This window comes from Rhodococcus sp. NPDC059234 (genome assembly GCF_042754225.1).
GTDB lineage: Bacteria > Actinomycetota > Actinomycetes > Mycobacteriales > Mycobacteriaceae > Rhodococcus_G.
In genome coordinates, this window is sequence record NZ_JBHZAH010000021.1 from 44,614 (window position 1) to 56,870 (window position 12,257).

Annotated in this window: 9 protein-coding genes; 6 read left to right on the plus strand and 3 right to left on the minus strand. The window is 68.4% G+C overall.

The window, feature by feature from the left end:
* Nucleotides 1-3: 3 nt before the first annotated feature.
* Nucleotides 4-1,050, minus strand: a complete 1,047-nt coding sequence (locus ACFXGJ_RS07305; protein WP_378617692.1) for an ABC transporter permease — start codon at nt 1,048-1,050, stop codon at nt 4-6.
* Nucleotides 1,051-1,304: 254 nt separating this feature from the next.
* Nucleotides 1,305-1,913, minus strand: coding sequence for a hypothetical protein (locus tag ACFXGJ_RS07310; protein WP_378617681.1), 609 nt, complete (start codon nt 1,911-1,913; stop codon nt 1,305-1,307).
* A 289-nt stretch (nt 1,914-2,202) separates the two neighbouring features.
* Here ACFXGJ_RS07310 and ACFXGJ_RS07315 point away from each other — a divergent pair, with 289 nt between their 5' ends.
* The 3 genes from ACFXGJ_RS07315 (at nt 2,203) to ACFXGJ_RS07325 (ending at nt 6,189) form a co-directional block, all read left to right on the plus strand.
* Nucleotides 2,203-2,406 (plus strand): cold-shock protein, encoded by a 204-nt coding sequence (locus ACFXGJ_RS07315; protein ID WP_142098898.1) that lies wholly within the window; start codon nt 2,203-2,205, stop codon nt 2,404-2,406.
* A gap of 247 nt (nt 2,407-2,653) precedes the next feature.
* Nucleotides 2,654-4,390 carry an Ig-like domain-containing protein gene (locus tag ACFXGJ_RS07320; RefSeq protein WP_378617682.1) on the plus strand — a complete coding sequence of 579 codons (1,737 nt, stop codon included), beginning with the start codon at nt 2,654-2,656 and terminating at the stop codon, nt 4,388-4,390.
* A gap of 38 nt (nt 4,391-4,428) precedes the next feature.
* Nucleotides 4,429-6,189 carry an Ig-like domain-containing protein gene (locus tag ACFXGJ_RS07325; RefSeq protein ID WP_378617683.1) on the plus strand — a complete coding sequence of 587 codons (1,761 nt, stop codon included), beginning with the start codon at nt 4,429-4,431 and terminating at the stop codon, nt 6,187-6,189.
* A gap of 82 nt (nt 6,190-6,271) precedes the next feature.
* Here ACFXGJ_RS07325 and ACFXGJ_RS07330 read toward each other — a convergent pair whose 3' ends face one another.
* On the minus strand, nt 6,272-7,291 hold the full coding sequence (locus tag ACFXGJ_RS07330; protein WP_378617684.1) for a beta-ketoacyl-ACP synthase III: 1,020 nt from the start codon (nt 7,289-7,291) through the stop codon (nt 6,272-6,274).
* Nucleotides 7,292-7,710: 419 nt separating this feature from the next.
* On the opposite strand from ACFXGJ_RS07330, the gene ACFXGJ_RS07335 reads away from it, so the two are divergent.
* The 3 genes from ACFXGJ_RS07335 (at nt 7,711) to ACFXGJ_RS07345 (ending at nt 12,155) form a co-directional block, all read left to right on the plus strand.
* Nucleotides 7,711-8,781 carry a DUF4185 domain-containing protein gene (locus ACFXGJ_RS07335; RefSeq protein ID WP_378617685.1) on the plus strand — a complete coding sequence of 357 codons (1,071 nt, stop codon included), beginning with the start codon at nt 7,711-7,713 and terminating at the stop codon, nt 8,779-8,781.
* 164 nt (nt 8,782-8,945) lie between these two features.
* Complete coding sequence (locus tag ACFXGJ_RS07340; protein ID WP_378617686.1) at nt 8,946-9,890, plus strand: aldo/keto reductase; 945 nt, start codon at nt 8,946-8,948, stop codon at nt 9,888-9,890.
* Between the two features lie 429 nt (nt 9,891-10,319).
* A complete protein-coding gene (locus ACFXGJ_RS07345) occupies nt 10,320-12,155 on the plus strand; it encodes an acyl-CoA dehydrogenase (protein ID WP_378617687.1) in 1,836 nt (611 codons plus the stop codon).
* Nucleotides 12,156-12,257 lie beyond the last annotated feature (102 nt).

Here is a 12,257-nt window from a genome sequence, read left to right on the forward strand (position 1 = left end):
CCCTCACTCGCTCGCACTGCGCACCACCGCTCGCCCGGCCGGCGAGATGGACCGCTTCAGTCGGATGACCGCCGCACCGAAGATGACCACCGCCATCGCGAGGAGCACCACGATCGGGACCCACAGGGTGCTCAGCCCGGCCCCCCGCAGCATCACGCCCTGCGAGATCTTGGTGAAGTAGGTCAGTGGCAGCAGGTACCCGATCCAGCGGACTCCCGCGGCCATCGCGCTGAGCGGAAAGATCATGCCCGACAGCAGGACCTGGGGCAGGAGCACCATCATCGCCGCCTGGATCGCCTGACCGGTGGTCTTGGAGATCGTCGAGATGAACACGCCCAGGCCGAGCACGACGAAGAGGAAGATCGCCGCCCCGAGCGCGAAGATCAACACGTTTCCGTTGAACGGTACCGAGAAGATCCACATGCCGAGCACGGTCACGGCGATCATGTCGATCGCGGCCAGCAGGAAGTAGGGCGTGATCTTCCCGAGGATCACCTCGGCCGACGAGAACGGCATCACGGCAAGCTGTTCCAGCGTTCCCGCCTCGCGCTCCTTGACCAGTCCGATGCTGGTGATGATGGTGCCGATGAACGTCATGATCAGGCCGATGATCGCGGGCACCATCACCCAGGAGGTCTTCAGGTCGGGGTTGTAGAGCACCTCGGAGTCGACCGCGGATCCCATCTTCGCGACGGCGATCTTGGCGGACTGGGCGGCGAAGAGGTTGGATCCGTCGATGTACACCATCGGCTTCCCCGCTCCGGTGACGATCGCCAGGTCGGACACGTCGTCTCGGAGGGAGTCGCGGGCGGTCGCGTCGGTTCCCGTCGGGTCGACGGCGTCGATGTGGAAGACCTGCGTCACCTGCGGGGCGGTGGTGAGCTGCTCGGCCACCGCTGCCGCGCCCGGTCCGACGACCGTGACGTGCAGCGAGGAGACGGTGAAGTTCGCCGCGAATCCGAAGACGATCAGCAACAGCAGCGGCAACGCGACGAGCATGGCGAGGGTTCGGCGATCCCGACCCAGTTCGCGGAACTCCTTGACGATCATGGCGCGCATGGGGACTCCCCGGTGGCCGGCGGGTGGACGGACCCGCAACAATTCATCAATCGATGAATTCGACGCTAGGTGCGCCTCCAGTCGGTGTCAACCCCACCGTGGCGCGCGTGCCGAGCCCGAGCAGCGAAGGACGCCGCCGCACTGTGCCGAGGCGAAGCCGACCGCCCCGCACCCCACAGCCGGGCACGCGAATTCGGCCGACTTGTCGATCGGCCCCGAAGGGCGATGGCGCCCGTGTGTTCGCCTCACTTCCGCGCGGACGTCATCATCGGCTCGCGAATGTCGTAGTAGGACACCTCCCCCATCAGTTCGTTCTCCTCCTCGAACAGCGACCGCAGGTCGTCGGGAATCTCGATCCGCTCGTGCGCCCGAGCCTCGGCCTCGGAGGTGAAGTACACGGCCTCGACGTACCCGTCCTTGCCGTCGGTGGCGAGTGTCCCGCCGAGAATTTCCGGGCGAACCTTCTGCACCTCGCCCTCGACCTGGGTCAGCAGCTCGCGCATCCGTCCGGTGTCCCGGCTGTGGCCCTCCATCACCTGGACGAATCCGGCGGCGTCCGATCCGCCGCCCATCCACTCGCTGACGTCGGCGCAGTCCATGAACGTCACCGGGCCGTCGAAGCATCGTTCGGTCTGGGACCACCAGGCTGCCTGTTCGGGACGCTGACTGTTCCGCGCCGCCGCCTCGGCGGACTCGAACCGCGCCAGCGCGATGAACGTGCCGTCCGAGCACATGCCGCTGGTCGTACCCAGGTAGCCCGTCGCCCCCAGCTGCAGTTCGTCCTGCCAGCGATCCATGCACTGACGTAGGCCTGCCTCGTCGGCGACCTTCCCCTGAATGAGCTGAATGAACATCGTGTCGCCTCCTGCCGCGGGCGCACCCGCGGCGAGCAACCTTCGGCGGTCGACGCATCGCGGTCCACCGCCGCGACGACACCGGGCGGCCCACGACCGCGACCACTGCGGGTTCAATCCTTCGCCGCTGCGAGGACCGATGCAACACCCGCGTGGCGCCGCGATTAGGGCCGGAGAACCGCCTAGTGTAGACCCCGCTGTCGACATTGCGACCATGAGCTGGCAGGCTGTACACCCGAGACCAGGGTTCTCGACCTGAGGACCCGCTCGCAGTAACAGGAGTAATAACGTGGCACAGGGCACCGTCAAGTGGTTCAACGGCGAAAAGGGATTCGGATTCATCGAGCAGGACGGTGACGGACCCGACGTGTTCGTGCACTACTCCGAGATCCAGGGCAGCGGCTTCAAGACCCTCGACGAGGGCGCGCGCGTCGAGTTCGAGATCGGCCAGGGCCAGAAGGGCCCCCAGGCCACCGGCGTTCGCACCATCTGAGCGACTTAGTCTCGTCGGAGCGCGCCGAATCGGCGTCTCCACCTGACAACCGAAGGGCGTCTCCGTTCGCGGAGGCGCCCTTCGGCGTATCCGGAAACCCCAGGTCACGACGGCCCCGCCGGTCGAGACCGTCCCCCCTGGACCATCGTCCAATATATCTGACCGATTTACCCCGTTCATCCCACGTTCACGTGCTCTACTACCGGCGATCTGTGCCCATTTTCCTCATGAGAGACCCGGTTCATCCATGCCTCGATCCACCCTGCGCGGTTGCGCGGCGCCCATCGGCGTCGTCGCCCTGACCGCGGGGCTCGCCCTGATCGGTTCCCCCGCCACCGCGGACACCGTCAATTTCCAGACCGCCTGCCAGGCCACCCCCTCCACCTCGCTGGCCGGTCCCCAGCACAAGGTCGTGGCCGCGTCCGCGACCGTCACCGCCCCGGCGACGGTCACCCCCGGACAGACCTTCACCTACCGGATCCAGCCCGGCCCCGGCTCCTACCCGGACTCCGAGTCCGGCGGTACGACGACGAACCTTTCTCGCCTCAAGTTCGACTTCGAGATCCCCGCCAACTCCACCTTCGTCAACGCCTCGGTGGTCGCGGGCTCCGGTAAGAACATCGACAACGTGGCGCCGAACGTGCTGCGCATCAACGGTGCTGGCAGCGTCGATGCGGCCGGCCCGTTCCTGCGCCTGTCCGGCAACAACGAGGTGATCGGCAACAGCCCGGCCTCCAGCGGCAACAGCGAGGGCGGCATCCGCGCACCCAAGCTGAAGAAGAACCTCGACGGCACCGCCAACTCCGGCGGCAACAGCGTCTTCCAACTGCCCGCCGTCGACGTCACGGTGGTCGCGGGCAACGCGGGCACCATCACGCCGAAGCTGCGGGTCAGCGGCAACGCCGCCAACTACAACAACGCCGAGAACTACAGCACCTCGCTGGCCAAGGCCAACGCGCCCTTCGTCGGGACGGTCTGGGCGCCGACGAACTGCGCCCCGAAGGACAGCAAGGACGCCGCCGGCCTCAACGCGGGCGGCGGGGCGCTGGCCACCGTCGCGGTCACCGCGGCCGACGTCGCCACCGGAACCACCCTGACCGTGCCCGCAACTGCCACCGCCGGCGCCGCGGTCATCCTGTCTGCGAGCGTGGCCCCCGCGCCCTCCGGCGGCACCGTCCAGTTCAAGGACGGCAACACCAACCTCGGCGCACCGGTCGCCGTGACCGCAGGCACCGCGACGCTGTCGCAGACCTTCAGCACCACCGGCCCGCACACCGTGACCGCCGTCTACAGCGGTGCCCCCGGCTTCACCGGCTCCGCATCCGCGCCGCAGACCGTCGACGTGCAGCCGGCGACCGTGGTCCCGGCACCCACCGCCACCACGCTGACCCTGCCCGCGACCGCGACCACCGGCTCCGCGGTCGGCCTGTCCGCGACGGTCGCACCGGCGCCGGCGGGTGGCACCGTCCAGTTCCTCGACGACAGCACCCCGATCGGTGCGCCGGTGGAGGTCGTCGGCGGTGTGGCCACGCTGGCGCACACCTTCACGACCGCCGGTCATCACAACATCACCGCGTCGTACTCCGGCACGATCGGATTCGCGCCGTCCGGGTCGGCATCCACCACCGTCGACGTCACCGCCCCGGCCCCGTCCGACGTCGCCACCGTCACCAAGGTGACCGCCCTGACCACTGCGACCGTCGGCAGCAAGATCGACCTCTCGGCGACCGTCTCCCCCGCTGCGGCGACCGGCACCGTCCAGTTCAAGGACGGCACCACCGCGATCGGAACTGCCGTCCCGGTGGTCAACGGCGTGGCGATCGCCCCGCACACGTTCACCACGGCCGGCGCGCATTCGATCACCGCCGTCTACAGCGGTGCGACCGGCTTCGTCGCCTCGACGTCTCCGGCCTTCACCGTCACCGCGAACGCGGCCGAGACCGGCGGCACCGGTAGCGCCGGAGGGTTCCCCTCCGGCTCGTGATCACTCGTTACCGCAGCACCATCGATCCAGGAGTTCCCATGACGCACGCGTCCACGCGCGCAACGGCGGCCCTCGCGGCCGCCGCACTGACCGCCGGCGGGCTGCTGCTCGCCGCTCCCGCGGTTGCAGCACCGACCACCACAGCCTTCGACGCCGCCTGCTGGGGCAAGTTCAAGAGCCTGCTCGACACCACCGACAAGTCCATCGCCACCGGCGTCACCGTTGACGCCCCGGCCACCGTCGTCACCGGGCAGACCTTCACCTACCGGCTGCAGCCGAGGCCTATGGCGTTGCCGCACAAGGGTGAGAACCTGCGCACCCGCTCGAGTCTCTCGCGGATCAAGTTCGACTACGAGATTCCCGCAGGCGCCCAGTTCGTCTCCGCCACAGTTGTTCCCGGCACGGGAATCAACCTGGCCGGTGCGGTGCCGACCATCACCCGGATCGCCGAGAACGGCAGTCCGGACCAGAACGGACCGTTCCTGCGACTGTCCGGCAACAACGAGACCATCGGAAACGGTCCGAGCACCGGCGACGGATCCGAGGCGGGCATCGTCGTCAACGCCGCCCACCTGAACCTCGACGGCAGCTCGACCGGAGGCACCGGGGACAGCAACTTCCAGCTCCCCGCCGTGGAGGTGACGGCGGTCGCCGGCGCCGCGGGCACCGCCGTGACCCCGAAGGTTCGCACCACCGGCAACGCGGCGAACTACAAGGCCGACGAGAACTTCTACACCTCGCTCGTCCGTGAGAAGGATCCCGTCGCCGGGGTCTCCTACTGGTCGGCGACGCGGTGCGTGCCGAAGAACGGGACCGCCCCGGGCAGCGGTGTCCCGCTGAACGCCGGTGGCGGCGCGCTCGCAACGATCAACGTCACCGCCCCGCCGGACGCCACCACCTCCACCACGCTGACCGCCCCGGCGACCGCGAACAACGGTGCCGCCGTGGATCTCACGGCCACGATCAGTCCCGCTCCCGCGGGTGGCACCGTGCAGTTCAAGGACGGTGACGCCAACATCGGCAACCCCGTCGCACTGACCGGCGCGTCGGCGACACTCTCGCACGCATTCGACACCGACGGTGCCCACGTCGTCACCGCGGTCTTCGGCGGTGCGCCCGGCTTCGCCGGGTCCACGTCGCAGGCCCGCACCGTAGCGGTGTCCACGGTCGAGGCGGCCACCACGCTCGCGCTGACCACGCCCACCCACGCCAAGACCGGGGTTGCCGTGAGCATCGCCGCCACCGTGTCGCCTGCTCCGGCCGGCGGTACCGTGCAGTTCCTCGACGGCGGCACACCCGTCGGCGCGCCGGTCGCAGTGGCGGGCTCGGTGGCCGTCCTCGCCCACACCTTCGACTCCGCCGGCTCGCACTCGATCACCGCAACCTTCAGTGGTGCACGGGGATTCGGTTCCTCCACTGCTGCGGCGAAGACGGTCGAGGTGTCGGTGCCCGCACCGAACGAGGTCGTCACCACCACCTCGTTGACAGCCCCGGACACCGCGGCACCCGGCCAGGCCACGACGTTGACCGCAACCGTCGCTCCGGGTCAGGCGGGCGGAACGGTCCAGTTCTTCGACGGCACCACCGCGATCGGTGGCGCCGTCCCGGTCACCGGCGGGGTCGCGACCCTTTCGCACTCCTTCGCCACCGTCGGCGCGCACGGGGTCACGGCGGTCTACAGCGGTGCGCCGGGCTTCCTCGGCTCGTCCTCGGACGCCCGGGTGGTCAACGTGTCCGAGCCGTCGACGCCGGGCACCGGTGGCGGCACCGGGTCGCTGGGCAACCTGTTCGGTCGCTGACCGCGGCGAACCACCCCACACAGCACTGAAGGTGCCGCTCCGAGTCTCGGAGCGGCACCTTCAGCCGTTGTACGGGTCGAACTCAGCTCTCGGCGAGGACCGGCATCTTCACGACCTGGCCCGCGTAGGCCAGTCCGGCACCGAACGCGAGCAGCAGCGCGGTGTCGCCCGGCTTCGCCTTGCCGCTGCGCAGCATCTCCTCCATCGCGAGCGGAATCGATGCCGCGGAGGTGTTGCCGGTCTCGGCGATGTCGTTGGACACAGCGACCGTCTCCGGCAGGTTGATGCTCCGCACGATCACCTCGGTGATGCGGGCGTTGGCCTGGTGCGGGATGAAGACGTCGAGATCGTCGACCGTGAGGCCGGTGCGGTCGAGCGCCCGCTGTGCGATCTTGCCCATCTCGAACGCCGCCCAGCGGAACACCGAGGTGCCCTCCATCTTGATCCACGGCCGCTTCTGGGTCGGGTTCTCGGCGAAGTCCACCCAGTCCGGCTCCTGCCGGATGGCCCGCCCCTGCGCGCCGTCCGAACCCCAGGTGACCGGGCCGATGCCGGCCTCGTCGCCGCGACCGACCACGACAGCACCCGCGCCGTCGCCGAAGATGAAGCGAACGGACCGGTCCGTGGGCTCGGTGGAGTCGCTCATCCGCTCGACACCGATGACCAGCACGTGCTCCTCGGTCCCCCCGCGCACCATGTCGGAGGCCAGGCCCAGCGCGTAGCAGAAGCCGGCGCAGCCTGCGGCGACGTCGATCGCGCCGGCGCCGCGCGTGCCCAGCGCATCCGCGACCAGAGCGGAGGCGGCCGGGGTCTGGACCGGGTACGTCGAGGTGGCGACGATCACGGCGCCGATCTGCTCGCCGGTGAGATCGGCCGCGGCCAGCGCGCGGCGGCCGGACTCGATCGCCATCGCGAGCACACTCTCGTCGGGTCCGGCGAACCGCCGGTTCTTGATTCCCGATCGAGACTGGATCCACTCGTCGTTCGAATCGATGAGTTCACAGATCTCGTCGTTGGTCACGACCCGCTCGGGCCGGTACACGCCGAGACCGAGGATCGCGGAATGACGAAGCTCCGTGGAGTTCGCGATCACTGCACCCATTTGCTTGTTTCTCCTCTATATCTCTCTCGTCGGATGCTCGGGTGAAACACACGAACTCCTCACCCGACACCGTACTGTGCGCGTCCCCGCGCGATGACGCCGTCCGCAGCAGACCTTGCGGTCCGGTTCCTATCACCCGCCGACGCTCCGGCGTGGCGAAACCGGCACGAATCGGTCGCGTCAACCCTCGCAATTACCCCATCCGCCCCACACGTACACACCGATATCAAAAAATACTGTCGTTCTATGTACGAAATCACTAATATCGACAAGGGTCGGCCGCATTGCGGCCGGCCATAGAAGTGGGCTCGATGCAGGACGCACGGGGCAACAAGACACGGCACAACACGACAGCCGTCGAGGGGATACGTGTAATGGTTGGACGTACCAAGTCAGTCGTACAGGCTTCGATCGTCAGCATGGCGGCGCTGGTCGCGCTCGCCGGCCCTGCCGCAGCGGATCCGAACACAGTCAATCCCATTCCCGGGCTCAACGGCACGAACGGCCTGCCCGACCTGCGTGGACGCACCAATGCGGTGGCGCAGATGACCGGGCTGCTCAGCGCCAATCGCACCCAGGACGACAACGTGCTCGGCACCGATCTCGGCATCATGTGGGACAACGGCAACGGCCAGATCCTTACCGCGTTCGGCGACTCCGCCGGCCTCGGCATTCCGAACCTGCTGGCGGGCAGCCTGTGGTCGTGGCGCAGCAACACACTCTTCCGCAGCGCGGACCACACGCTGGCCGACGGGATGACCTTCGACAGTTCCCCGCGTGACTTCCTCGGCCAGTCCAAGGAGCTCATCCCCAGCCCGAAGATCCCCTACGTGGAGATCAGCCACATCCCCACCGCAGGCGTCGCGGTGGACGGGGTGCAGTACATGTCGATGATGTCGGTCAACCACTGGGGCGAACCGGGACACTGGGAGACCAACAACTCCGGGCTCGCGTTCTCCACCGACAACGGCGAGAACTGGGCGATGGCGCCCGAGACCATCCGCCCCAGCGACGGCGGCAACCGAAACTTCCAGATGAGCGCTTTCCTCAAGGACGGCGGCTTCGTGTACCAGTACGGCACCCCGCCCGGACGCGGCGGGCTCGCGTACATCGCACGGGTACCGGAGAAGCAGATCCGCGACCTCGGCGCGTACGAGTACTGGAACGGCACCGAGTGGAAGAAGGGTGACGTCAACGCGGCCGCGCCGATCGTGTTCGGTGGCGTGGGCGAGCTGTCGGTGCAGTACAACCAGTTCCTCGGCCAGTACCTGATGCTCACCACCGACAACTTCAACTCCGTGGTGATGCGGCGGTCGCCGAGCCCGACCGGTCCGTGGGGGCCGCCGGAGGTACTGCTGGACGCGCGGGAGCTGCCGACCGCGTACGGCGCCTACATGCACCCGTGGTCGACCGGGCCGGACCTCTACTTCCTGACCACCGTCCACTCGAACTACAACGTTCTGCTCCTGCACACGACGCTGAACCGCTGACGGTCGCCGGCACGCATCCGGCAGCACTGTGCACGACCCGGCCCCGAGCCCGTCTTCTGCTACCACACAGCGGAATTCGGCCTCGGGGCCGCGCCGTGCGCGGCGTACTGTCCGGATTCGGGGTCCCCCACCGGACCCGCACACGTGCCACCGTCAGGAGTTCGATGTCCACCGCCATGCAGTACTCGCCTCTTCCCGGCACCGATCTGGTCGTTTCGAAGGTGTCCCTGGGCTGCAACAACTTCGGCTCCCGCATCGACGCCGCCGCGTCGCGCGAGGTGGTCGATGCGGCATTCGAGAACGGCATCACGTTCTTCGACACCGCCGACGTCTACTCCGCCGGAGAGTCCGAGCGGATCCTCGGCGCGGCGCTTGCCGGTCGCCGGGACCGCGCCGTCGTCGCGACCAAATTCGGTGCGCCGATGAGTGCCGACGACCGGGGCTCGTCACCGGCGTACATCCGGCGTGCGTGCGAGGCCAGTCTTCGACGGCTCGGCGTCGACCACATCGACCTCTACTACCAGCACGCCCCCGACCCGGGCGTCCCGATCGAGGACACCCTGGAAGCCCTCGACGAACTCGTGCGGGCCGGCAAGGTCCGCCACGTCGCGTGCTCGAACGGTTCGGCGCAGGAGATCGGGCAGGCGGACGCCGCCGCGCGCGAACGCGGGCTCGCGCGGTTCAGTGCGGCGCAGATCGAGTGGAACCTGCTCGCGCGTGAGGTCGAGGACGAGATCGTGCCGGCCTGCGAGGAGCACGGCCTCGGCGTGATCCCCTACTACCCGCTGGCGGCCGGGCTGCTCACCGGCAAGTACCGAAGGAATGCGGCCTTCCCGAAGGGTTCGCGGTTCGACAGATCCGAGTACTTCGCGGCGGGCGCGACGGACGAAGCGCTGACCCGGGTGGAGGAACTGCTCACCCTGGCGCGCAAGCTCGACCGCCCGCTGGCCGAACTCGCCGTGGCCTGGCTCGACGCGAAGCCCCAGGTCACGTCCGTGTTGATCGGATCGGCCAGCCCGCACCAGGTGGAACGCAACCTCTCACACCTGCGCCGCCCGCTCCACGAGGACGAACTCGTCCTGATCGACGCGTCCCTCACCCGGAACTGACCGGACCCCACCCGAACGGTCCGGATGTGACGAACATCGAATCCCGGACCGACTGTGACCGATTCGCCGCCGCCACCTGCGCGCTTCGCCGCGGCGGCGACCCGGCCGGCGCCGACACCTCCCGCTCGTGACCCGGCCCGGCCACGACCCTCCCGATTCCACACCTGACCTGGCCGGATGTGCTTATCATTCGCTGTCCCCTCGGCCGACCGATGGTTCCACGGCCACGGCCGGCGGGGAGCGACCGCCCGCGTGGACGTGGTCCGGGCGTCGCCATCGGGGTCGCACGTGGCCCCGTTGCCGGATTCGGCCGTTCTGTTGGCAGCTAACTGAATGGCGAGTAACATCGCAAATGTTACCGACGAGTAGCTACTTGGGCGGTACTGACAACTGCTAGACCGCACCGTCTCACCGGGAGAGTAAGAAGACATGGGCCATTACAAGAGCAACGTCCGTGACCTGGAGTTCAACCTCTTCGAGGTACTTGGTCTGGAGAAGCCGCTGAACGAGGGCGCCTGGGGAGACCTGGACGCCGACACGATCCGCACCATGCTCGCCGAGGTCGCCAAGCTGGCCGAGGGCCCGCTGGCCGAGGCCTTCGCCGACACGGACCGCAACCCGCCCGTCTTCGATCCCGCGACCCACACGCTCGCCCTCCCGGAGGGCTTCAAGGCCTCCTTCAAGGCCATGTGGGACGGCGAGTGGTACCGCATGGGCCTGCAGGAGGAGATCGGCGGCGTTCCCGCGCCCCGCGCCCTGGTGTGGTCCATCGCCGAGATGCTGCTCGGCGCGCAGCCCGCCGCCTTCATGTACGCCGCCGGCCCGTCCTTCGCCGGCGTGCTGTTCGAGAACGGCACCGACGAGCAGAAGAAGTGGGCCGAGGTCTGCGTCGAGCGCGGCTGGGGCGCCACGATGGTGCTGACCGAGCCGGACGCCGGCTCCGACGTCGGCGCCGGACGCACCAAGGCGATCAAGCAGGACGACGGCACCTGGCACATCGAGGGCGTCAAGCGGTTCATCACCTCCGCCGTCTCCGACGACCTGTTCGAGAACATCTTCCACCTGGTCCTGGCGCGTCCCGAGGGCGCCGGACCGGGCACCAAGGGCCTGAGCCTGTTCTTCGTGCCGAACACCCACTTCGACTTCGAGAAGAACGAGATGGGCGAGCGCAACGGCGTCTTCGTCACCGGTGTCGAGCACAAGATGGGCATCAAGGCCTCCGCCACCTGTGAGGTCACCTTCGGCGGGCACGGCGTCCCCGCCAAGGGCTGGCTGGTCGGCGAGGTGCACAACGGCATCGCGCAGATGTTCGACGTCATCGAGCACGCCCGAATGATGGTGGGCACCAAGGCGATCTCCACCCTCTCCACCGGCTACCTCAACGCGCTGGCGTACGCCAAGGAGCGCGTGCAGGGCGCGGACCTGACCCAGATGACCGACAAGGCCGCTCCCCGCGTCACCATCACCCACCACCCGGACGTCCGCCGCGCGCTCGCCATGCAGAAGGCGTACGCGGAGGGCCTGCGCTCGGTGTACCTCTACACCGCCGCACACCAGGACGAGGTCGTCGCCCAGCTGGTCTCCGGCGCCGACAAGGACCTCGCGTTCCGCGTCAACGACCTGCTGCTCCCGATCGTCAAGGGCGTCGGCTCCGAGCGGGCGTACCAGTACCTGACCGAGTCCCTGCAGACCCTCGGCGGCTCCGGCTTCCTCCAGGACTACCCGATCGAGCAGTACATCCGCGACGCGAAGATCGACTCGCTGTACGAGGGCACCACCGCGATCCAGGCGCAGGACTTCTTCTTCCGCAAGATCGCCCGCGACCGCGGCGTCGCCCTGGCCCACGTTGCCGGCCAGGTCAAGAAGTTCATCGACAGCGACAGCGCCGACAACCGCCTCAAGAGCGAGCGCGCGCTGCTGGCCACGGCCCTCGAGGACGTCCAGACCATGGCCGCCACCCTCACCGGGTTCCTGATGGGGGCGCAGGAGCAGCCCACCGAGCTGTACAAGGTCGGCCTCGGTTCGGTCCGCTTCCTGATGTCCGTCGGCGACCTGCTGATCGGCTGGCGTCTGCTCGAGCAGGCCGAGATCGCGATCAAGGCGCTCGACGCCGGTGCCACCGACAAGGACAAGGCGTTCTACGAGGGCAAGGTCGCCACCGCGTCCTTCTTCGCGAAGAACGTGCTGCCCGAGCTCACCGCGAACCGCGCCATCATCGCGAACGTCGACAACGACATCATGGAGCTCGACGAAGCCGCGTTCTGAGCGCTTCGCGCAGCACATCCCACGGCGATGCCGCACACCGAATTCCGGTGTGTACGGAGCTGGTGCGAGGCGTCCGCGGCGAGCCGGCGCTCCGCCGTGAGC